The 19,949-nt window shown below is 73.8% G+C and carries 20 protein-coding genes and 2 tRNA genes; 13 read left to right on the top strand and 9 right to left on the bottom strand.

Features of this window, described 5'->3' with window-relative positions; all coding sequences use genetic code 11:
* Positions 1 to 16: 16 nt before the first annotated feature.
* Positions 17 to 841 carry a GNAT family N-acetyltransferase gene (locus tag ACZ5D2_RS03885; protein WP_371679390.1) on the top strand — a complete coding sequence of 275 codons (825 nt, stop codon included), beginning with the start codon at positions 17 to 19 and terminating at the stop codon, positions 839 to 841.
* On the opposite strand, the gene ACZ5D2_RS03890 is transcribed toward ACZ5D2_RS03885, so the two are convergent.
* On the bottom strand, positions 838 to 1,335 hold the full coding sequence (locus tag ACZ5D2_RS03890) for a DsbA family protein (RefSeq protein ID WP_371679391.1): 498 nt from the start codon (positions 1,333 to 1,335) through the stop codon (positions 838 to 840). The genes ACZ5D2_RS03885 and ACZ5D2_RS03890 overlap by 4 nt on opposite strands.
* A 153-nt stretch (positions 1,336 to 1,488) precedes the next feature.
* Here ACZ5D2_RS03890 and ACZ5D2_RS03895 point away from each other — a divergent pair, with 153 nt between their 5' ends.
* The gene (locus tag ACZ5D2_RS03895) at positions 1,489 to 1,926 is read left to right on the top strand and encodes a hypothetical protein (protein ID WP_371679393.1); all 438 of its coding nucleotides are present in this window, start codon (positions 1,489 to 1,491) and stop codon (positions 1,924 to 1,926) included.
* A gap of 201 nt (positions 1,927 to 2,127) precedes the next feature.
* On the top strand, positions 2,128 to 2,334 hold the full coding sequence (locus tag ACZ5D2_RS03900; RefSeq protein ID WP_356221591.1) for a hypothetical protein: 207 nt from the start codon (positions 2,128 to 2,130) through the stop codon (positions 2,332 to 2,334).
* On the opposite strand, the gene ACZ5D2_RS03905 is transcribed toward ACZ5D2_RS03900, so the two are convergent.
* Both ACZ5D2_RS03905 and ACZ5D2_RS03910 read right to left on the bottom strand, forming a co-directional pair.
* A complete protein-coding gene (locus ACZ5D2_RS03905) occupies positions 2,275 to 2,901 on the bottom strand; it encodes a CGNR zinc finger domain-containing protein (protein ID WP_371679394.1) in 627 nt (208 codons plus the stop codon). The genes ACZ5D2_RS03900 and ACZ5D2_RS03905 overlap by 60 nt on opposite strands.
* Positions 2,902 to 3,114: 213 nt before the next feature.
* On the bottom strand, positions 3,115 to 3,528 hold the full coding sequence (locus ACZ5D2_RS03910) for an SsgA family sporulation/cell division regulator (RefSeq protein WP_030011909.1): 414 nt from the start codon (positions 3,526 to 3,528) through the stop codon (positions 3,115 to 3,117).
* 177 nt (positions 3,529 to 3,705) lie between these two features.
* Between ACZ5D2_RS03910 and ACZ5D2_RS03915 the strand changes: the two genes are divergently transcribed.
* Both ACZ5D2_RS03915 and ACZ5D2_RS03920 read left to right on the top strand, forming a co-directional pair.
* The gene (locus tag ACZ5D2_RS03915; RefSeq protein WP_371679395.1) at positions 3,706 to 4,143 is read left to right on the top strand and encodes a TIGR02611 family protein; all 438 of its coding nucleotides are present in this window, start codon (positions 3,706 to 3,708) and stop codon (positions 4,141 to 4,143) included.
* 57 nt (positions 4,144 to 4,200) lie between these two features.
* Positions 4,201 to 4,272, top strand: a tRNA-Val gene (locus ACZ5D2_RS03920).
* A 93-nt stretch (positions 4,273 to 4,365) separates the two neighbouring features.
* Here the strand turns inward: ACZ5D2_RS03920 and ACZ5D2_RS03925 are convergent.
* Positions 4,366 to 6,699: an SCO7613 C-terminal domain-containing membrane protein gene (locus tag ACZ5D2_RS03925; RefSeq protein WP_371679396.1), complete on the bottom strand. Its 2,334-nt coding sequence runs from the start codon at positions 6,697 to 6,699 to the stop codon at positions 4,366 to 4,368.
* A gap of 165 nt (positions 6,700 to 6,864) precedes the next feature.
* Between ACZ5D2_RS03925 and ACZ5D2_RS03930 the strand changes: the two genes are divergently transcribed.
* Positions 6,865 to 7,335 carry an SRPBCC family protein gene (locus tag ACZ5D2_RS03930; RefSeq protein ID WP_468927008.1) on the top strand — a complete coding sequence of 157 codons (471 nt, stop codon included), beginning with the start codon at positions 6,865 to 6,867 and terminating at the stop codon, positions 7,333 to 7,335.
* A gap of 38 nt (positions 7,336 to 7,373) precedes the next feature.
* Positions 7,374 to 7,445 (top strand) — tRNA-Val (locus ACZ5D2_RS03935).
* Positions 7,446 to 7,498: 53 nt separating this feature from the next.
* Here the strand turns inward: ACZ5D2_RS03935 and ACZ5D2_RS03940 are convergent.
* On the bottom strand, positions 7,499 to 8,224 hold the full coding sequence (locus tag ACZ5D2_RS03940) for a 3'-5' exonuclease (RefSeq protein WP_371679398.1): 726 nt from the start codon (positions 8,222 to 8,224) through the stop codon (positions 7,499 to 7,501).
* A 219-nt stretch (positions 8,225 to 8,443) separates the two neighbouring features.
* On the opposite strand from ACZ5D2_RS03940, the gene ACZ5D2_RS03945 reads away from it, so the two are divergent.
* Positions 8,444 to 9,031, top strand: a complete 588-nt coding sequence (locus ACZ5D2_RS03945) for a DUF4365 domain-containing protein (RefSeq protein WP_371679399.1) — start codon at positions 8,444 to 8,446, stop codon at positions 9,029 to 9,031.
* Positions 9,031 to 10,236 carry a hypothetical protein gene (locus ACZ5D2_RS03950; RefSeq protein ID WP_266837999.1) on the top strand — a complete coding sequence of 402 codons (1,206 nt, stop codon included), beginning with the start codon at positions 9,031 to 9,033 and terminating at the stop codon, positions 10,234 to 10,236. Before ACZ5D2_RS03945 ends, ACZ5D2_RS03950 begins: the two co-directional genes overlap by 1 nt.
* 64 nt (positions 10,237 to 10,300) lie before the next feature.
* On the opposite strand, the gene ACZ5D2_RS03955 is transcribed toward ACZ5D2_RS03950, so the two are convergent.
* Positions 10,301 to 11,710 (bottom strand): aminotransferase-like domain-containing protein, encoded by a 1,410-nt coding sequence (locus ACZ5D2_RS03955; RefSeq protein WP_371679400.1) that lies wholly within the window; start codon positions 11,708 to 11,710, stop codon positions 10,301 to 10,303.
* On the opposite strand from ACZ5D2_RS03955, the gene ACZ5D2_RS03960 reads away from it, so the two are divergent.
* Complete coding sequence (locus tag ACZ5D2_RS03960) at positions 11,709 to 13,016, top strand: MFS transporter (RefSeq protein ID WP_371679401.1); 1,308 nt, start codon at positions 11,709 to 11,711, stop codon at positions 13,014 to 13,016. The genes ACZ5D2_RS03955 and ACZ5D2_RS03960 overlap by 2 nt on opposite strands.
* Here the strand turns inward: ACZ5D2_RS03960 and ACZ5D2_RS03965 are convergent.
* Positions 13,013 to 13,531 carry a GNAT family N-acetyltransferase gene (locus ACZ5D2_RS03965; RefSeq protein ID WP_371679402.1) on the bottom strand — a complete coding sequence of 173 codons (519 nt, stop codon included), beginning with the start codon at positions 13,529 to 13,531 and terminating at the stop codon, positions 13,013 to 13,015. The two genes, ACZ5D2_RS03960 and ACZ5D2_RS03965, sit on opposite strands and share 4 nt — an antisense overlap.
* Before the next feature lie 154 nt (positions 13,532 to 13,685).
* Here ACZ5D2_RS03965 and thrS point away from each other — a divergent pair, with 154 nt between their 5' ends.
* Positions 13,686 to 15,662, top strand: coding sequence for a threonine--tRNA ligase (thrS, locus tag ACZ5D2_RS03970; protein ID WP_371679403.1), 1,977 nt, complete (start codon positions 13,686 to 13,688; stop codon positions 15,660 to 15,662).
* Positions 15,663 to 15,744: 82 nt separating this feature from the next.
* Positions 15,745 to 16,305: an HIT family protein gene (locus ACZ5D2_RS03975; RefSeq protein WP_371679404.1), complete on the top strand. Its 561-nt coding sequence runs from the start codon at positions 15,745 to 15,747 to the stop codon at positions 16,303 to 16,305.
* A gap of 36 nt (positions 16,306 to 16,341) precedes the next feature.
* Here ACZ5D2_RS03975 and ACZ5D2_RS03980 read toward each other — a convergent pair whose 3' ends face one another.
* On the bottom strand, positions 16,342 to 16,995 hold the full coding sequence (locus ACZ5D2_RS03980) for a DUF1326 domain-containing protein (RefSeq protein WP_371679405.1): 654 nt from the start codon (positions 16,993 to 16,995) through the stop codon (positions 16,342 to 16,344).
* A gap of 183 nt (positions 16,996 to 17,178) precedes the next feature.
* On the opposite strand from ACZ5D2_RS03980, the gene ACZ5D2_RS03985 reads away from it, so the two are divergent.
* Positions 17,179 to 18,063 (top strand): DUF2182 domain-containing protein, encoded by an 885-nt coding sequence (locus ACZ5D2_RS03985; protein ID WP_371679407.1) that lies wholly within the window; start codon positions 17,179 to 17,181, stop codon positions 18,061 to 18,063.
* 159 nt (positions 18,064 to 18,222) lie between these two features.
* Here the strand turns inward: ACZ5D2_RS03985 and ACZ5D2_RS03990 are convergent, their stop codons facing one another.
* Entirely contained in the window at positions 18,223 to 19,830 is a 1,608-nt protein-coding gene (locus tag ACZ5D2_RS03990; RefSeq protein ID WP_371679408.1) for a lipase family protein, read from the bottom strand.
* Between the last annotated feature and the right edge of the window lie 119 nt (positions 19,831 to 19,949).

Genomic DNA, 19,949 nt, shown 5'->3' on the forward strand with positions numbered 1-19,949 from the left:
GGGTAGAACTCGACGGATGACCACCACCCTGCGGCCCTCGGGGCCGCTCCTGCAGAGCGAGGACGGTGCCCGCTCGCGCCCCTACGAGGTCCGCGTCAACAGCAGGCGCGTGGGGGCGCTGCTGATCGCCGCGGACACCCCCTTCGGGCCGACCGTGGGGGAGATCCGCGACCTGGCCATCGACGAACGCGACCGCCTCCGGGGCCGCGCCACCGTCGCGGCGCTCGCCGCCGAGGAGGTGCTGCGCGGCTGGGGCTGCCGCCGGGTGCGCCTCTCCGTACCGGCCGGCTCGCCCGGCGGGCTGCGGCTGGCGGCGGCCCTGGGCTACGTCGAGCAGGGCCGCAACATGGCCAAGGACCTCCCGGAAGACCCGCCCGCCCTCTCCGCCGGGGTACGGGGCCGCCCGATGACGGCCGCCGAGTACACCGCCTGGAACCCGCGGGCCCGCGAGGCGTACGCCGCGAGCTGGACCGGGCGCGGCATGGACCCCGAGGCCGCCCGCAACAAGGCGCGGGCCGACCACGACGCGCTGCTCCCGCTGGGACCGGACACCCCCGGAGTGACCCTCACCGTCCTGGAGGCGGCCGGCGTCCCCGTCGGGCACGTCTGGGTCTCCGGGGCCGGGGAGGGCGCGTACGTCTTCGACGTCGAGGTCGCCGCGGAACACCGGGGGCGCGGCCACGGGCGCGACCTGATGCTCCTCGCGGAGCACGCCGCCCTGGCCGCCGGACACCGTCGGCTGGCCCTCCACGTGTTCGCCGCCAACGCCCCGGCGCTGCGCCTGTACGAGTCCCTCGGCTACCGGGCGACGCACTTCAACTACGCGAAGGAGCTGATCTAGGAGGCGCCGAGGAGCCGGTCCGCGATCTCCTCGATGCGGGCGCGCAGGCCCTCCTGGCTCTTGCCGCCGTCGAGGCGCTCGCCGTCGATCACGTAGGTCGGGGTGCCGGTCACGCCGATGGCCTTGCCCTCGGCCTGGTCGGCGTCGACGATCAGGATGTGCCGGCCGTCGATCAGCGCGGTGTCGAACTCCTCCGCGTCCAGACCGAGTTCGCGCGCCACGTCCAGCAGGGCGGCCTCGCCGCGCTCACCGAGCTCGGCGGTGCGCGCCAGGACGGCCTCCGCGTACGGCCAGCCCTTGCCCTGCTCCGCGGCCTCCTCGGCGGCCTGCGCGGCGGCGAAGGCGTGCTTGTGCTTCTCCAGGGGGAAGTGGCGCAGCCGGATGTCCAGCCGGTCGCCGTAGCGGGCCCGCAGGGCGCGCACGTCGTCCAGAGCGCTGTGGCAGTCCGGGCACTGGAGTTCGCACCAGACGTCGAGGATCACGGAATCGGTCATGCGGACAGTCTCCCAGACCCCCCGGGGAGGAGATCCGACCCCGAGATGTCCCGGAGATCCGCGCCGCAGGCCTTTCGGACATGGCCCCGACGGCATCCGCCGGTGCAGGATGGAAGGGACAGATCGCCCATCCGTCCAGGGTCGGAGGACCGCATGCTCGCCGAAACCATATGCTCCGCGGTGTCCGCCGCGGGACTGGGCATCGCCGCGGTGACCGCGTACCGCAGGCGCTTCCTGACCGCCACGCGCATCGCGGCGTACTCCCTGGTGCCGGTGGGCCTGGTGATGACCGGCGTGGTGGAGTGGTTGTCCGGGATCGTCTTCCGGCCGTCCGTCTGGATCGGCTTCGGCCTGCTGGGCCTGGCCTGGCTGCTCCTGGTGACCACCCGGAGCGTGGAGCGCCGCGGCCTCGGCAGGGAGCGGCCCGCGAAGGCGGCCCGGGGAGGCGCGGCCCGGGAGGCCGTGGCCCCCGCCGCCTCCGCCCCCTCCCTCGGCACCGGAGCCCGTACCGACTCCGCCCCGGCCGCCGCCGCGCCCCCGGCCGAGGACTTCTCCGACATCGAGGCCATCCTCAAGAAGCACGGCATCTAGGCCGGAAGGAGCACGGCATCCAGGCCGGGTGGCGCGGGCGCGGTGCCCGGAAGCCGCCCCGGGGCCATAGCGCACGCGCGGCCGGGCGCGGGGGAGAAGTGGCCGGGAACCACCTGAACTGACGAGAGAGGGCCGGCTCCCGCTCCCCGAATGGCGTGTTGGGGGCCGAACCGGGACGGGCTGCGCGATCATCGCCCCGACATGCTCGACACATCGCAGGACGAGCCGCAGGCTCTCCCTTCCGTCGCCGAGGTCCCCCTCGCCCAGGCCGCCGTCCCGCCGGCCCCGCTCTCCCCCGAGGGGCGCGGTTGCCTCTTCGCCCTCTCCCAGCCCCCTCTGATGATCTTCCTAGGGGTGATCGGGAGCCTGCTGCTGTTCGCCGCCGTCCACGACCTGTACCTGCTCTGAGCCCTCCGGCTGGGAGTCGGCCTCCTTGCGGCGCGCCCGGTAGGCGGCCACGTGCAGCCGGTTCCCGCAGGTCCGGCTGTCGCAGTAGCGGCGGGAGCGATTGCGGGACAGGTCCACGAAGGCCCGCCGGCAGTCCGGGGCCTCGCAGCGGCGCAGCCGCTCCTGTTCGCCCGAGACCACGATGAAGGCGAGCGCCATGCCGCCGTCCGCCGCGAGGTGGTCGCCCACCGAGGCGCCCGGCGCGAAGTAGTGCACGTGCCAGTCGTAGCCGTCGTGGTCGGTGAGCTGCGGGGTGGTGCCCGCGGTGGCGACGAGTTCGTTGATCAGTGCGGCCGCCGCACGGGAGTTCGGTGCCGCGAAGACCTGGGCGAACTTGCCGCGCACGGTCCGCACGCCGGCGAGGTCGCGGGCACCGAGCTCGCCGACGTCGCTGATCGCGTGCTCCTTGACGAAGCCGCGCAGTGCCGCGACGTCGGACAGGCCGTCCGGCTGGTCCGGCTCGGCCGCGGTGTTCACCAGCGCGACGACGACGTCGAGCGCGCGACGGGTGTCGTGGGGGATCTGCACGGGGTCGCTCCCTGGAGGCCGGCATTGCGGCGACGGACCGCCGCCGCCGCTGGGGGGCCGACTCTAGCGGTTACCTCCCCGGGCGGGCCCAAGCGCACCGGCGCCGTCCTCGCGGTCGGCTTCCGCGAGAACAGCGCCGGCACTGCCGTATGTGGTTGTCCGACCCGCACCGTCGCCCCGAGTCGGACGGTGTCGAGCGGCTGTAGGGCTGGCTCAGCTTTCGGCCAGGATGTGGGAGAGCTCCTTGTCGAGGTCGAAGTGCCGGTGTTCGGTCCCGGGTGGGACCGCGGCGTCCGTCCGCTTGAGGAACGATTCGAGGGCTCGGGCGGGTGCTTCGAGCAGCGCTTCTCCCTCCGGTGAGCTCAGGGCGATGCACACGACGCCCTGACCGTGGCTGCGGGACGGCCAGACGCGGACGTCGCCGGTTCCGGTGGGCCGGTGGAGGCCCTCTGCGAGGAGGTCGCGGGCGAATACCCATTCGACCGTCTCCTCGGCGCCGGTGTGGAAGGTGGCGTGCACGGCGTAGGGATCGGCCGTGTCATACCGCAGGCCCGCGGGAACAGGCAGTGAGGACTCGCTCGACACAACGAGGCGCAGGTGCAGCTCGCAGCTGACCGTGGTGTTCATAAGCGCCAGGGCCTTTCGCTCAGTGTGCGCTCGGGGATTCGCACGTCGGCGAAATCGACATGCCACCTACGGTGCCGTTGTAAACCCCTCTGACCGTTTTGCGGACCTCTGGGTCCCTCGAACGGCGGATCCAAAGCGGCATTCACGTGTGCTTCCGGCTCCGGTAGATTCGGAGCCATGAATACGGGGAGTGACCGAGGGGCCGACGAGTCCGCCACCACCGAACCGGCCGCCGAAGAGACGCCGCACGTCTCGAAGGCGCCTGCGTTCATCAAGGCCAACCGCAGCCTGCACCTGAGCTGGCAGGTCGGCGTCTTCGTCGTCGGCCTGGCCGTCATCGGCGCGGGCATCGCCATGCTCGTCCTGCCCGGTCCGGGCTGGGTGGCGATCTTCGCCGGCCTGGCGATCTGGGCCACCGAGTTCGCCTGGGCCCACCTCGTCCTGCGCTGGACCAAGCGCAAGGTCAGCGAGGCCGCGCAGAAGGCGCTCGACCCGAAGGTGCGCCGCCGCAACATCATCCTCACCGGGGTCGGCCTGGCCATCGCGGGCGCGCTGATCGGTTTCTACCTGTGGAAGTACGGCCTCGCGCTGCCGTGGAACCTGAAGGACCAGTGACCGTCCGGGGATGGTCATGGAGCACCCCTGACATGCGGTAATGTTTGCGGTGCGTCCGGGCGATTAGCTCAGTGGGAGAGCACTTCGTTCACACCGAAGGGGTCACTGGTTCGAACCCAGTATCGCCCACCCGGAGCAGAGGCCCGGAGACTCGGAAGAGTCTCCGGGCCTCTGTCGTACCCGCCCGGACCCGGACCCGGCTCCCGCCGGTCCGGGCCTCCTTCAGTGGAGCCGGCCGAGGGCCTCCCGGAGCCTGCGGGCCTCGCGCAGCCGCTTCTCGTACGTCGCCCCCACCACCAGCAGGAGCAGACCCGCCAGGGCCGGGGGCAGCCAGCGCGGCAGCGCCCCGACGGCCTGGACCACGTACGGGGCCAGCTCGTGCACGGCCACCGCCGCCAGGGTCGCGCCGCCCAGCAGCAGTGGCGCCCGCAGCCTGCGGTGCGCCCCGCCCAGGGTCAGGCCCAGCGCCGCCAGGCCCAGCAGGAGCGGGCGCGGCCAGTACGGGTCCCCCCAGACGGCCGCCAGGCTCGGCAGCAGGGTCGCCGCCAGCCCCGGACCGTACGCCGCCCACGACGAGGCCGCCGGGTCCCGGCGGCGCCGCACGAGACCCACCGCCAGGGCGAGCACCGACACCGGCAGCGTGTACGCCTCCGCCGCCGTCACCCCCGACGCGCCCAGCCGCACCCACGAGGCCGCCACGAACAGCGCCCCCGCGGCCCAGCCCAGCGCCCGCCGGTCCGGGCGCACCGCGGCGCCCGCACACAGCACCCCGCCCAGCGCGAGGACCAGGGCCAGCACCGGCCGGTCCCCGGCCGCCAGGAGCACCGCGAGCACCCCCGCCGTCCCCGCCGCCGCCTCGGCGGGGACCCGTACCGGACCCAGCCTCGGCGCGAGCGCCACCACCACGGCCGATACCGCCGGCACGGCGACCGCCCGCCACGGGAGGGCGAGCCCCGCCGACGCGCCCATCGCCACCGCCGTCGCCGTCGCGAACCCGACCGCGCACACCGCCCCGCCCGCCCGCACGGCCCGCTCGGCGGGCCCGTACGCCGCCCCCAGCGCGCAGCCGGCCCCCAGCAGGCCGAACACCGCGAAGGTGGCCAGGCGGCCGTCCAGGGCCGTCAGGGACACGTCCAGGGCCGCGGCCGCCGCGCAGCCCCCGGCCGCGCCGGCGGCGCCGCGGTCCGTGGCCCGCAGCGCCGCCACCCCGGCCGCGGCGGTCACCGCCAGCTGCGCCGCGAGCACCGCCGCCACCGGCAGCCCCGCCACCACCGGCGCCACGAACAGGGCCGCTCCGGCGCACACCGCCGCCGCCGTCCGCGACTCCCGGCGCGGCAGCACCCCGGCCGGCCGCGCCAGCGCCCCGGCCGCCAGGAGCAGCGTCACCACGTACGGGATCCCGTACCCGTCCCCGGCCGGCCGCGGGGTCGTCGCCGCCCACACCTCGCGCAGCACCCCCAGCCCGGAGAGCAGCGCCGCCGCCACCGTCGGGACCGCCGCCAGCGCCCCCAGGACGGACACCGCCGCCCCGGCCCACAGCAGTCCCCGGCGCACCGGCTCCGGCAGCCCGCCCATCCGCGGGACCGCCACCAGCAGGGCCAGTGCCGCCGCCACCCGCACCGCGACCGCCCACCCCGGGGCAGGCCCGGCCGGGGCCAGCGCCCCGACCGCCGCCACCCCCGCCAGGCCCCCCGCGACGGCCGCCGCCCAGGCCCGCGGCTCGCGCCGGGCCACCGCCACGCCCAGCAGCGCCCCCGCCGCCAGCAGCCCCGCCGGACCGGCCGTCCCGGGAGCCGCGAGGGAGAGCGCCAGCCCCGTGGACAGGGCCATCGCGGCGAGCAGCCCCCCGGCCACCGCCGCGGGCAGCCGTACCGCCCGTCGGGACACCGCCGTCGCGAGCGCCACGTCCAGCGCGGCCGTCACCAGCAGCGCCCAGCCGCCCGCCAGGGGCCCCGCCCCGGTGACGGCCGCCGCCAGCGGCAACGGCAGCTGCGCCGCCGCCACCGCGGCCGGCAGCGGCAGCCGCAGCCCGCGCAGCGCGACCCCGTACCCGGCCCAGAGCCCCGCCAGCACGGCCGCCGCCCCCGCCGCGTACGCCCCGCCGCCGGTGCCGGGAAGGCCCACGGCGTGCAGGGCGTAGGCGTCCAGCACGGTCAGCGGCAGCGCGACGCCCGCCACCGACTCGGCCGTCGAGCGCAGCCCGCGCCGTAGCAGCGCGGCGGGCGCGGCGAGCGCCGCGGCCGTCAGCAGGGCCAGCACCGCGGAGCGGCCCCCGATGCCCAGCGAACCCCAGCTGACCAGGGTGAAGGCGAGCGCGGCCACGGCGAGCAGCACCGCGCCCAGGGTCAGCAGCACGTTCTGCGCGCTCGGGCCGGTCGAGGGCGGCCCCCCGTGGGCCACCGGAGGGAAGGCCGGCGCCGGGGCCGGTGCCTGCTGCCACAGCAGACGCACCAGCCACTCCCGACGGGTCAACAGATACAGCCGCCGGGCGTCCAGTCGGGCCAGCTCGCGGTCGATCAGCGCCAGCTCCTCGGCGGGCGGCAGGGGCGTGTCCATAGCCGGAGTGTGGTGCCCGTCACTCCCTCAGGACATGGGCGTGCGTACTCAGATCGGCGCTGAGTACCCCTGGGGTCCGCGCACACCCCGGGCGCCCGGGGCACCCCGGGCACCAAAACCCCGGACGGCCGGACGCGGACCCCGCCACCGCGCCAGACTGGGGCCATGCCGAGCTGGACGCACTACCGCTTCCGCGACGTGTGGGACCTCGACGCCCCGCCCGCCCTCGTGTTCGCGCGGCTGGAGGACCCCGCGCACTACCCCCGGTGGTGGCCCCAGGTCCGCCTGGTCCGGCCGGTCGACGAGCACACCGGTACCGCCGTGATCCGCTCCGTCCTCCCGTACGCGATCCACGTCACCCTCACCGGCCTGCTCCGCGATCCCGCGCGGGGCGTCCTGGAGGTGGCGGTGCGCGGGGACCTCGAAGGCTGGGCGCGGTGGACCGTACGCCCGCGCGCCGCCGGCCCCGCGACCGCACGCGCCGTCTACGAGCAGGAGGTCGAGCTGCGGGCGGCCCCGCTGCGGCCGTTCGCGCTCGTCGGGCGGCCGGTCCTGCGGCTCAACCACACCCTGATGATGCGGGCGGGGCGGCGCGGTCTCGCGGCCCTGCTGGACGCCGAGCGGGAAGCGGTTTGAACAGACCCCGAGGCTCTTGTATTGTTCAGTCCGTTCCCGGGCGATTAGCTCAGCGGGAGAGCACTTCGTTCACACCGAAGGGGTCACTGGTTCGATCCCAGTATCGCCCACCGGGACAGGCCGGTCCGTCACTGACGGACCGGCCTTCCGCATGTACGGGCCCCTACGCGGCCTGCGACACCTCCGGGCGCAGCGGCCAGTGCGGATCCACCGACTCCGGGGTGCCCTGCCGGGTGAACCACGCCTGGAGCCCGCGCGCCTGTGCCGCGTGCCACACGGCCTGCAGCGCGTGCAGTTCCGCCGGGGTCAGCCGCTCCAGCCGCCCCGCGAAGCGCCGCCCGACCGCCCGGACCAGTTCCAGCGAGGCCATCGCGTCCGCCGTCGCGTCGTGCGCGCCCTCCAGCTCTATCCCGTAGTGCGCGCACAGGTCCGTCAGCGTCCGCCGGCCCTTGCGGTAGCGGTCCAGGTGCTTGTCCAGCACCCGCGGGTCCAGCACCGTCAGCGGCCGGTTGTCCAGGTACCGGGCCAGGGTCGAGGCCCGGTGCCGGCGCAACTCCCGGTCCAGCAGCGTCAGGTCGAACGGCGCGTTCATCACCACCACCGGCCGGCCCGCCACCTGCTGCTCACCGAGCGCGCGGGCTATCTCCTCCACCACCGGCGCCGGCCAACGGCCGTGACGCTGGAGGTGCTCGTCGGTCAGGCCGTGCACTTCCGTGGCACCCGGCGGCACCGGGATGCCGGGATTGACCAGCCACCGGGTGGTGCGGACGCGGCCTCCCGCACACTCCTGCACGACGAGCGCGGCGGACACGATCCGGTCCTGCTCGACGTCCACCCCGGTGGTCTCCGTGTCGAATGCGGCCAGCGGGCCCTCGTACCAGCGTGTCATGGCGAACTCCTCGTCCCCGATCGACAGATGGGGCGCCCCCGGGCACAACCGCCACGGAACGTGCCACCTTGCCGAAGCGGTGATACCCGGGCCGTTTGCCCCGTACGCCGTTTGCGGGCACCCGGGTGCGGAGACAACTTCCCTGGGGGGTCGTACGCATGACCGGTCGTCACCCCGTTCCCGCTCACGGCAGAGCCCGGAAGGCATGGGGGGCCGGCCATGGCGCTCGCACAGCCCGAACCGGGCGGGTTGCTGCACGGACCGGCCGGACCCACCGGACCGCGGACCGGACCGCTGCGCGGCACGCTCGCCACCACCGCCTGCATGGAGACCCTCCAGGTGGGATACCTGCACGCCGTCGCGGCCGCGGCCGGCTGCTCGCTCTCCCAGCCCTTCCCGGACAACGGCATCGACTGGCACGTCAGCCACGGCGCCCCGGAGCACGTCGTCGACGACGAGGTGACCATCAAGGTGCAGCTCAAGGCGACCTATCAGATACCGCCCCGGCCGGCCGGGGCCACCTTCGGCTTCACCCTCGACAACGAGCACCTGGTGAAGCTGGCGCGGACGCCGGTCGCCGTCCACAAGATCCTCGTCGTGATGCTCGTACCGCGGGAGCGGGAGCAGTGGATCGGCGCCGGGCACGACCGGCTCGACCTGCGGCACTGCTGCTACTGGACCAACCTCGCCGGGCACCCCGTGACCGGCCGGCGCCGGACCACCGTACGGATCCCGACCACGCGGATCTTCGACGACCGGGCGCTGTGCGAGATCATGACCCGGGTCGGGTCGGGAGGGACACCCTGATGCACTGGCACTCGCCCCACCTCGAACCGCTGCCGCCCCCGGAACTCTCCCCGGGCACGCCCGATCCCGCCCAGGTCGACCCGCAGGTGCTCGGCGCGCTGCTGCACCGGCACGGATGGCTGCGGCGCGGCGGCGCGGCGGGCCGGTACGGGCGCTGGACCCCGCCCGGCCGCGCCGGGACCAGCCTGCTCGTCCCCGAGAGCCGTACCTTCCCCGACTGCGCGGACCTGCTGGAGGAGGCGCTCACCGCGCTCTCGCGCAGCGGGCTCGCCTCGGCGCGGGAGGTGCTGTTCGGGCTGAGCGTGCCCAGCGACGAGATCCGCTGGGAGCGCGAGATCCCCGTCGGGCCCTACGGCTACCAGGGCGAGGCCGCCTGGACCGTCCAGGAACAGCTGCGCTCGGCGGCCCGCCGGCTGCTGGTGGCCGGCGCCCTCGCCGACCGCGCGCGCGCCGGGTACTACGGTGCCCGCCACCGGGCCCAGGCCGAACGCGTCCTCGACGGGGTGCTGGTCGGGCCCTCGCCGGGCGGGCGCCGGCTCACCGCGTACGTGCCCGTGGACGGGGGCCGGGGCGTGGTGGCCCGGCTGCACCAGGCCCTGCACGCGGCCCGGGAGGCGGTGGACTACCGGCGGGCCACCGGCGGGATGGACGCCTTCGACGCCGCCGTGGCGGCGGGGGTCAGCCGGGAACTCGCCGACGCGCTGATCGCCCTCGTGCGGGGTTCCGAAGGGGCCCGGATCGCGCTGGCCTGGGCGCCCGCGGCCGGGGTCCCCGCCGGGTGCGCGGCGCGGCCCGAGCCGGTGGAGTTCTCGCCCGGTGACCTGCCGGTGCTGCGGGAGGCCGCCGCCCGCTACACCCGGGAGGAACCCGCGGTCCCCGTACGGCTCGCGGGGGCGGTGGTCCGGATGCGGCGGGCCGCGGCGGGCGGCGGGGGGACCGTCCGGCTGCGGGTGCTGGCGGGCGCGGAGGTCCCGTACGTGCGGGCCGCGCTTGACGAGGAGGCGTACCGGATCGCGGGCCACGCCCACCTGGTGGGCCTGCCGGTCCGGGTGAGCGGCCGGCTCCAGCGCCGGGGCGGCTTCCGCAGGCTGACGGACGCCACGGACGTGACGCCCGTTCCCCTGGACGAGGTCGAACGGGACCGCCTGATGAAGTCGCTGGACGACGGCTTCGAGCCGGAGGACGTCCTGCCGTCGGACGACTGAGGACGACCGGGGCGACCGGGGCGGCCGACCCGCCGGGGCGACTCCCGCGGTGGGCCGGCCGGGGTCAGCCCGTGGGCGTCGACGCCGCTGCCGCCGCGAGCCGGCGCACGCCCTCGGCCAGCTCCGCGCCGGACGGGGTCGCGGCGAACGCGAGCCGCAGGAAGGCGCCGGGCGGCTCGCTGGCGAAGTAGCGGTCGCCCGCGCTGACGCTCACGCCGTGCTCGCGGGCGGCGCGCGCGAGCACGGCGGCGTCCGCGCCGGCCGGGAGGCGGACCCACAGGTGCAGTCCCCCGGCCGGCGGCCGGCCGAGGGTCCACTCGGGGAGTTCCCGCGCGACGGCGGCCGCCAGCTCGGCGCACCGGCTCCGCAGCGTGGAGGCGAGGGACCGCAGGTGGCGGTTCCAGGCGGGGGAGTTGACCACTTCCAGCGCGGCCTCCTGCATGGGCCGGGCGACGAAGAAGTCGTCCACCCGGCGGACCGCCCGCATGCGTTCCATCACCGGTCCCCGGGCCACCAGGGCTCCGATGCGCAGGCTCGGGGCCGCCGGCTTGGTGAGCGAGTTCAGATGGATGACGGTGCCGTCCCGGTCCTCCGCCACCAGCGGCGCGGCCAGCGGCCCGCCGTGGCCGAGGTGGCGTGCGAAGTCGTCCTCGACGACGAAGGCTCCGGCGGCCCTGGCCACGGCGACGACCTGCCGGCGGCGCTCGGGCGCGAGGGCGGTGCCGGTCGGGTTGTGGACCGTCGGCTGGCAGTAGAAGAGCCGTGCGCCCGTCATGGCGAACGCGTCGGCCAGCAGGTCGGGCCGTACTCCGTCCCCGTCGGTCGGTACGGGGATCGGGCGGAGTCCCGTCGCCATCGCGGCGGCGATGGCGCCGGGGTAGGTGGGCGACTCCATCAGGACCGGACTGCCGGGCCCGGCCACGGCCCGGAACGCGATGGACAGGGCGCTCTGGCCGCCCGCGGTGACCAGGACGTCGTCGGGGGTCACGCCGCCCCCCGCCAGCTCGGCGAAGACGGCGCGCAGCGAGGCGAGGCCTGCGGCCGGGGCGCGGTCCCAGGCGTCGGGCCGGCGGGCCGCCCGCGCCAGTGCCGCGCTCAGGGTCGCGACGGGCTGCAGCGACCGGTGCAGGTAGCCGCCGTCCAGCACGACCGTCCCGGCCGCCGCGGGCCCGAGGCTGTCGGTGAGCGAGCGGGTGTCCACCGTCCGGTCGGTGAGCGCGACCGTCTGCCAGGCGGTGTCGGGGAGTTCCCCGTGCGTCAGGGCGCGCGGGGCGACGAACGTGCCGATCCCGGGACGGGTGACGACCGCGCCCTCGGCGGCCAGGCGCGCGATGGCCCGGGACACGGTCACCGGGCCGACCCGGTACTGCTGGATCAGCTCCCGGCTGCTCGGCAGCCGGTCGCCCGGTGAGAGGCCGGCCAGCAGCGCGCGCAGCCCTTCGATCAGAGTGACAGTAGTGCTATCGTCTGACATGAGGGATAACAGTAGCACTACTGAAGATGCGCGGGAAGCACTACGGGAAGCGGCGCCGGGGCGGAGCCTGTGGCACAACAGGGACTTCCTCAGGTTCTGGTTCGGCGAGACCCTGTCGCTCCTCGGCACGCAGGTCACGAACCTCGCCCTGCCCCTGACCGCCATCCACGCCTTCGGGGCCACGGACGAGCAGGTCGGCCTGCTGCGCTTCGTCCAGCTCGCCCCGTACATGGGACTCGCCCTGCTCTTCGGGGTCTGGGTCGACCGCGTCCGGCGCAGGCGGGTCATGCTCTGGACCAACCTCGTGCGCATGGTGCTGGTCGCGCTCGTACCGCTGCTCCACTGGCTGGACGCCCTCGACATGCCGGTGCTCCTGGTCTGCGCCTGCGCGATCGGCGTCGCCTCGGTGCTGTTCGACGTGAGCTGGATGCCGTTCGTGCCCACCCTGGTCAAGGACCCCCGGCACTACGTCGAGGCCGGCGCGAAGATGGGCGTCAGCTCCTCGGCCGCGGACGTCGCCGGCCCCGGGCTCGCGGGGGTGCTGGTGTCCGTGCTGACCGCGCCGGTGGCGCTGCTCGTGGACGCCGCCTCCTACCTCGTGTCGGCGCTCTCGCTGCTGCTGATCCGTACGCCGGAACCACGGCCCGCGCCCACGGCCGAGCGCCACGTCCTCGGGGAACTGCGCGACGGCCTGCGGTGGGTCCTGCGGCAGCCGGTCCTGCGCTGGCTGGCCCTGGTCGGGTTCTGCTGCAACTTCTCGATGATCACCGTCTGGACCATGTTCCTGCTCTACGGGACCCACGGCCTGGAGCTGAGCCCCACGACGCTCGGGACGGTCTTCGCGACGGCCTCCGTGGGCGGCCTCCTCGGCGCACTGGTCTCCCGCCGGGCGATCGCCCGCTTCCCCCTCGGCCGGGTCTACTTCGCGGCCCAGAGCGCACTGCTGCTCGGCCCCTCGGTCATCGTGCTGGCCGGCGGGCCGAAACCGGTGGTGGTGGGCCTCGTGACCGCGTCGTTCTTCACCACGTACCTCGGGCTCGGGATCGCCAACGTCATCATCGTCAGCCTGCGCCAGATCAGCACGCCCCCGTCGATGATGAGCCGGATGACCGCCTGCTTCCGCACCCTGCTCTTCGGCGGCGGCGCCCTCGGAGGCCTGACGGGCGGGCTGCTCACGGGCGCGATCGGAGAGAGGAACGCCCTGGCCGTGGCCGCGTCCTGCTCCGCCGCCGTGGTCGTCGCGCTCGTCTTCTCGCCCGTCAGCCGGCTCCGGACGCTGCCGACCGCGATCGGCGAACCGTCCTAGGGGGCCGCCGGGGCCGCCGGGGCCGCCGGGGCCGCCAGAACCGCTCCACCGACGCCGGTGAAGGAGGCCATGGTCAGTCCCGGGACGGGGGAGAAGTCCGCGCCGCGGACGAAGCCCAGGCGTTCGTACAGGGTCACCGCGGGGGTGTTGCCGGCGCCCGTGGTGACCTCGACGGTCCGGCCCGCGAAGGGCTCCGCCAGGGCGTGCCGCAGCAGCAGCGAGGCGATGCCGCGGCGGAACCACGCCGGGTCCACGCACAGCCGGTCCAGCGTGACGACCCCCTCGGCCGCCGCCTCCCAGGCCAGGAACCCGGCGACCGCGCCGTCCCCGGACACGGCCCCCAGCCAGCGCAGCGGCCGCGCCCGCAGTTCCGCGAGGCTCTCGCCGAGGGCGGGGATGCCGTCGAAGCCGATCAGTTCCGCCTCCACCGCGTAGGCGGCACGGCCGATCCGGTGCACGGCCCCGGCGGTCGCGTCGTCGGTCAGGTCCAGCGGGCGGACGAGCGGGCTCGGCACGGGGCGGACTCCTGCGGTCGGCGGCGGACGGACGCGGCCCAGGGTAGCCAGCGCAGGCGGGCGGGCCGTAACCGTTTGGCGGCGCGGCCTCCCGGCTCGGTACGATTCAGGCGCGCAGTGTTCGCTCGCGCATCCCTTGAGTCAGGAGTGACCGGTGTCAGACGTCCGTGTGATCATCCAACGCGATTCCGAGCGGGACGAGCGCGTGGTGGCCACGGGCACTACGGCGGCGGAGCTCTTCGCCGGCGAGCGCACCATCGTGGCCGCGCGCGTCGCCGGTGAACTGAAGGACCTCGCGTACGAGGTGCGCGACGGCGAGACCGTCGAGCCGGTGGAGATCTCCTCCCCGGACGGCCTCGACATCCTGCGCCACTCGACCGCGCACGTCATGGCGCAGGCCGTGCAGGAACTGTTCCCCGAGGCCAAGCTGGGCATCGGCCCGCCGGTCCGCGACGGTTTCTACTACGACTTCGACGTCGCCCGGCCCTTCACCCCCGATGACCTCAAGGCCATCGAGAAGAAGATGCAGGAGATCCAGAAGCGCGGCCAGCGCTTCGCCCGCCGCGTGGTCACCGACGAGGCCGCCCGCGAAGAGCTCGCCGACGAGCCGTACAAGCTGGAGCTCATCGGGATCAAGGGCTCGGCGTCCACCGACGACGGCGCGAACGTCGAGGTGGGCGGCGGCGAGCTGACCATCTACGACAACCTCGACGCGAAGACCGGCGAACTGTGCTGGAAGGACCTCTGCCGCGGTCCCCACCTGCCCACCACCCGCAACATCCCGGCCTTCAAGCTGATGCGCAACGCGGCCGCCTACTGGCGCGGCAGCGAGAAGAACCCGATGCTCCAGCGCATCTACGGCACCGCCTGGCCGTCGAAGGACGAGCTGAAGGCGCACCTCGACTTCCTCGCCGAGGCCGAGAAGCGCGACCACCGGCGCCTGGGCACCGAGCTCGACCTGTTCTCCGTACAGGACGAGATCGGCTCCGGCCTGGCCGTCTTCCACCCGCGCGGCGGCATCATCCGCCGCACCATGGAGGACTACTCGCGCAAGCGGCACGAGGAAGAGGGCTACGAGTTCGTCTACACCCCGCACGCCACCAAGGGCGCCCTCTTCGAGAAGAGCGGCCACCTGGACTGGTACGCGGAGGGCATGTACCCCCCCATGCAGCTCGACGGTGGTACCGACTACTACCTCAAGCCCATGAACTGCCCGATGCACAACCTGATCTTCGACGCGCGCGGCCGCTCCTACCGCGAGCTGCCGCTGCGCCTCTTCGAGTTCGGCACCGTGTACCGGTACGAGAAGTCCGGCGTCGTGCACGGCCTGACCCGCTCGCGCGGCTTCACCCAGGACGACGCGCACATCTACTGCACCAAGGAGCAGATGGCGGAGGAGCTCGACCGCACGCTGACCTTCGTGCTGAACCTGCTCCGCGACTACGGTCTGACCGACTTCTACCTGGAGCTGTCGACCAAGGACCCGGAGAAGTTCGTCGGCTCCGACGAGGTCTGGGAGGAGGCCACCGCGGTCCTCCAGTCGGTCGCCGAGAAGCAGGGCCTCCCGCTGGTCCCGGACCCGGGCGGCGCCGCGTTCTACGGTCCGAAGATCTCGGTCCAGTGCCGTGACGCCATCGGCCGCACCTGGCAGATGTCGACCGTGCAGCTCGACTTCAACCTGCCGGAGCGCTTCAACCTGGAGTACACCGGCCCGGACGGATCGCGCCAGCGCCCGGTCATGATCCACCGTGCGCTGTTCGGCTCGATCGAGCGGTTCTTCGCGGTGCTGCTGGAGCACTACGCGGGCGCCATGCCGCCGTGGCTGGCCCCGGTCCAGGCCGTCGGCATCCCGATCGGCGACGGGCACGTGGAGTACCTCCAGGAGTTCGCCGCCGAGGCGAAGAAGAAGGGTCTGCGGGTCGAGGTGGACGCCTCCTCCGACCGCATGCAGAAGAAGATCCGCAACCACCAGAAGCTCAAGGTCCCGTTCATGATCATCGTCGGTGACGAGGACATGGCCGCGGGCACCGTCTCCTTCCGCTACCGCGACGGTTCGCAGGAGAACGGCATCGCGAAGGACGAGGCCCTGGCCAAGCTGGCGAAGGTCGTCGCCGACCGCGTCCAGGTCTGATCCACGGCCGCACGGCAATCGGCGGGCCCCCGGAAAGCGATCACTTTCCGGGGGCCTTCCTCGTCCGCCGGGACGAGGTCATATGCTGCGTCCTATGACGATTGAGCCGGAGCAGCAGATCGGTGTGGGTACGCAGGACGCGTTCCAGCGTCTGTGGACGCCCCACCGGATGGCCTACATCCAGGGGGAGAACAAGCCGACCGGCCCGGAGGCCGGGGACGGCTGTCCCTTCTGCGGGATTCCGGAGATGTCCGACCAGGACGGCCTGATCGTGGCGCGCGGCGAGCACGTCTACGCCGTGCTGAACCTCTACCCGTACAACGGCGGCCACCTGATGGTCGTCCCGTACCGGCACGTCGCCGACTACACCGAGCTCGACGGCCCCGAGACCACCGAACTCGCGGACCTCACCAAGCGGGCCATGGTCGCGCTGCGCAAGGCGTCCGGTGCGCACGGGTTCAACATCGGCATGAACCAGGGCGCGGCCGCCGGCGCCGGCATCGCCGCCCACCTGCACCAGCACATCGTGCCGCGCTGGGGCGGGGACACGAACTTCATGCCGGTGGTCGGCCACACCAAGGTGCTGCCGCAGCTCCTGGCAGACACCCGTCAGATGCTCGCGGACGCCTGGCCCGTCGACTAGTCGACCGGGCCGTTCCCCAGGGAAAGCAGGGACGGCCTAGTCGGGCCCGGTCCAGTCGAAGGTGATGTGCTTGCTCGACTGGCCTTCCCTGCTCCACCGGAAGCCATAGGCGTCGGCCCGGTCCGCTGTCGAGCGGCCCCAGGTCGCGACCTGGCCCGGTCCGGTCTCGGCGCCCGGCAGGTTGGTCGACTGCACGCGAGCGCCCTCGGGAGTGTTGGGTCCGGTGAGTGCCCGCGCGCTCGCCTCGACCCGGCCGGGAACCACGGCCCGCCAGCTCGACAGGTCGTCGGCGACCTCCACCTCGATGGCCGCGAACTCCATGCCGCGCATCTCCGCGCCCATCATGCGCACCATCTCCGCCGGCCAGCTGCCCGCCTGGCCACCGAAGATCATCTGGAGCGCTTCGCGCTGCGCGTCGTCGGCGCGCTCGTCGACGAAGACCGCCGCGTACGTATCGGAGTGCTCGGCCCATACATTGCCGACGAAGGAGCCCAGCATCAGCACGTTGAGGCCGTCCAGCGGCACGTCCCCGTAGCGTCCCTCGCGGATGTGCCACGCGAGGATGCCGTCGCAATCGCCGTAGGTGGGCAGCTGCGCGAACGAGCAGGGGCACGGCACGTTGCACTTGCAGGTGTCGAACCAGTCCCCCGCCGCGTGCCACCTCGGCACAGTCGCCGTCGTCTCGGACATCTCCCTGCCTCCTCGTGACCGCACCGGTCGTCGTCCCGGGAGGACGGCCGTGCCCCAGGAAGACATCACCGGCCCACGCCCGGGTCGTACAGGTCTCCACGTCGATTATCCCCCCGCCGCGGCCGCCCGGAGGGGACCGGTTCCGCCCGCGCACGCACCCGTCCGCCGTGATGTGCTGGAAACGTGCGGCTCGACCGGAGTGCCCTGTCACCACCCTTGCGTCCGGCGAACCTGCTGTCGGCCCGGCAGCTGGCGTTCGCCTGGTCCGTGATGGGCTCGATCGCCCTGCTCGCCTGGGTGCTGGTCGTCGACCAGGCCCGTGACACGGGGGTCGCACCGGGAACCATGGGCATGGGCATCCCGCTGTTCCTGCTGCTGTGGCTGATCATGATGATCGCCATGATGTTCCCGTCCGTGGCCCCGGTGGCGATCACCTGGGCCCGGGCCATCGGCCGCCAGTCGGCCGGAGCCGTCCGCGCGGCCCGTACCGCCCAGTTCGTGGCCGGCTACCTCCTGGCCTGGACGGCCTTCGGCCTGATCGCCTACGGGCTCCTCGCCGCGACCGGGACCCTGGTGGACGGCCAACCCGGCACCGGGCGGTGGATCGGGGCAGGTGCCTTCCTCATCGCCGGGCTGTACCAGTTCAGCCCGCTGAAGAACCTCTGCCTGCGGCACTGCCGCAGCCCCATGGGCCAGCTCGTGCGCTACGCCGGCTTCCGGCCCCTGGCCCGCGACCTGCGGGTCGGGGCCCATCACGGGGCGTACTGCGTCGGCTGCTGCTGGGGGCTGATGATCGTCCTCATCCCGCTCGGCGTCATGAACGTCCTGACCATGGCCGCGGTGGCCCTGGTGATCTTCGTGGAGAAGCTGTGGCGGCTGGGCCCCATCTTCTCGGCCGCCATCGGGATCGCCTTCCTCGTCCTTGCGGTACTGGCCCCCTTCCAGCCCTTGCTGCTGCCGGGGCTGGAACCACCGCGGTCGCCGATGACGCACATGCTCCAGCCCTCCTGGCAGTGCCTTGCCGGGTGCTCCGAAGCGTTCATCCGCCCCGGCGGGTGGACGGCCTAGGGGGTGTCTGACGGATGTCCGTGGGGAAGGAGCGGCGTCCGGTGCGTGCTCTCGGCGTGCCGACCGGAAGCCCGCGTACTGGACGTACTTGGGCTTTCGGTCGGTGCGGCGAGAGTGCGTGCCGGGCGTCGCGACGCCGCGGAGATCCGTCAGACACCCCTAGCCCGGTTCGCCCTCACCGGCCGGCGCGGCCTCGTACGTGAACTCGTCGACCGGACCGGTGGGCGACGTGGCCACGCCCACGGTCACGGTGACGTCCACCGTCTTCGCATCGTCCGCGTTCGATCCGTCGAGCGGCCGGAGCGGCACCTTCGCCCTGATGAGGGTCGCGGACTCGACCACGGCGGAGTGCGCGACGGTGTCCTTGAACCGCACGGTCGTGCCGGACGTCGCGAAGCCCGAGCCCACGATCTCGACCGGCGTGCCGACCGGCCCGTGGTTCGGGGTGACCGAGCCGACCACGACGGGTGCGGGCCCGCCGTAGGCGAAGCGCCCCGGCGGGACGGCGGGCGACGTGCCGAACCGGTTGGTGACGCGGACGTCGACGATGCCGACCCCGTCGGGCACGACCGCCCTGATCCACATCCCTTCCAGGTCGAGGACGAACTCGCCGCACGGGACGGGACCGAAGTCGACGACGCTGTCCGGGGTGAATCCCGTGCCGCTGATGGTGAGCTGCGTGCCGCCGTCCCCGGCGGTGGGGCTCAGCCCGGTCACCACCGGGCCGGCGGGGATCCGGGGCGCGCCCAGCAGGTACAGGTAGCTGAAATCGGAGTGCTGGAAGGCGACCTGGGCCGTGAAGTCGGCGGTGGTCCTGTTGATGGCGAACGTGTCGTACCAGCCGTACGACGGGTTCCACGTGATGGGGCTGTCGGCGAGCGGCTGGACGTAGACGTTGTCCTTCTTGAGCGTGTTGGCCTCCGTCAGGAGGAGTTTCACCTCGTGGGTCGCCGCCGGACCCTGGGGGAGCGGGTACCACTTCCGGGCTTCGAGCAGGTCGGACCAGGCCAGCGGGACGACGTCGTACGCGTTGACGTGGCGTTCGTGCAGGATCCACCGCAGGCCGTCGACGTGGTCGGCGAAGCTCTGGAGGCCGGCCGTCGGGGCGGCGAAGGTGACGAGGGCGAACGCCGGCGGGTTCGGCGTCCAGGTCCGGTTCTGGAGGTACGCGCCCAGCATGGTGGCGACGCAGCCGCCCAGGCTGTGGCCGGTCACGTAGACCGTCGGCTGGGGCGAGGACGGCACGGCCGCGAGGAGGAGGGCGAGCGCCTGCGCGAGCGTCGCGTCCACGGGGATGGCGGCGTCCGGCCCGTCGGCCCCTTCCGGCCCGGCGGGCACGCCGGTGATCCCGCGCGCCGTCGCGACCTGGGTGAACGCGGCCATGGCACCGGCCGAGACGGCGATGTCCGCCGACCCGCCGGCGGTGAACGGCACCACCGTGCCGACGTCGAGGTCCTCCATCGTGTCGATCGGCTGCGAGACGGTGCCTCGGACGGCCACGACGATCTGGTTCGAGCCGTCGGAGTTCCAGGCGATGTAGGCGAGGTTCGCGTTGTCCGGACTGAGGGCCAGCCATTTCAACTGCCATGTGCCGCCCGTGGCGAGCGTGGGGTCCTGCAGGTGCGCGGTGATGCCGGACCTGGCGCGCAGGGCCTGCTCCCGCCCGGTCTCACCCGACGGACGCGGGACCGCCGCCGTGGCGGCGAACGCGGCGAGGGTCATGAGGACCGGGGCGGTGGACGGGTGGGGCTGGGCCGACGTGGCCATGGGTGCTCCTCTGCGTGTCTGCGGAGCGGAGCGGGCCGCGACGGCCGTCGTGTCCGGCCTCAGGAGATCTCGGCACCCTCACCGTGCCGGTGGCGGGCGCACCCCACCCCTGGGATCGT

This window comes from Streptomyces sp. NPDC031479 (assembly GCF_055581065.1).

Coding starts and splice junctions, on each gene's coding strand:
- ACZ5D2_RS03915 (WP_371679395.1), top strand. CDS start 3,706: ATGAATACGGGGAGTGACCGAGGGGCCGACGAGTCCGCCACCACCGAA.
- ACZ5D2_RS03930 (WP_468927008.1), top strand. CDS start 6,865: ATGCCGAGCTGGACGCACTACCGCTTCCGCGACGTGTGGGACCTCGAC.
- ACZ5D2_RS03950 (WP_266837999.1), top strand. CDS start 9,031: ATGCACTGGCACTCGCCCCACCTCGAACCGCTGCCGCCCCCGGAACTC.
- ACZ5D2_RS03895 (WP_371679393.1), top strand. CDS start 1,489: ATGCTCGCCGAAACCATATGCTCCGCGGTGTCCGCCGCGGGACTGGGC.
- ACZ5D2_RS03975 (WP_371679404.1), top strand. CDS start 15,745: ATGCTGCGTCCTATGACGATTGAGCCGGAGCAGCAGATCGGTGTGGGT.
- ACZ5D2_RS03940 (WP_371679398.1), bottom strand. CDS start 8,224: ATGACACGCTGGTACGAGGGCCCGCTGGCCGCATTCGACACGGAGACC.
- ACZ5D2_RS03885 (WP_371679390.1), top strand. CDS start 17: ATGACCACCACCCTGCGGCCCTCGGGGCCGCTCCTGCAGAGCGAGGAC.
- ACZ5D2_RS03890 (WP_371679391.1), bottom strand. CDS start 1,335: ATGACCGATTCCGTGATCCTCGACGTCTGGTGCGAACTCCAGTGCCCG.
- ACZ5D2_RS03960 (WP_371679401.1), top strand. CDS start 11,709: ATGAGGGATAACAGTAGCACTACTGAAGATGCGCGGGAAGCACTACGG.
- ACZ5D2_RS03955 (WP_371679400.1), bottom strand. CDS start 11,710: ATGTCAGACGATAGCACTACTGTCACTCTGATCGAAGGGCTGCGCGCG.
- ACZ5D2_RS03980 (WP_371679405.1), bottom strand. CDS start 16,995: ATGTCCGAGACGACGGCGACTGTGCCGAGGTGGCACGCGGCGGGGGAC.
- ACZ5D2_RS03990 (WP_371679408.1), bottom strand. CDS start 19,830: ATGGCCACGTCGGCCCAGCCCCACCCGTCCACCGCCCCGGTCCTCATG.
- ACZ5D2_RS03900 (WP_356221591.1), top strand. CDS start 2,128: ATGCTCGACACATCGCAGGACGAGCCGCAGGCTCTCCCTTCCGTCGCC.
- ACZ5D2_RS03910 (WP_030011909.1), bottom strand. CDS start 3,528: ATGAACACCACGGTCAGCTGCGAGCTGCACCTGCGCCTCGTTGTGTCG.
- ACZ5D2_RS03925 (WP_371679396.1), bottom strand. CDS start 6,699: ATGGACACGCCCCTGCCGCCCGCCGAGGAGCTGGCGCTGATCGACCGC.
- ACZ5D2_RS03945 (WP_371679399.1), top strand. CDS start 8,444: ATGGCGCTCGCACAGCCCGAACCGGGCGGGTTGCTGCACGGACCGGCC.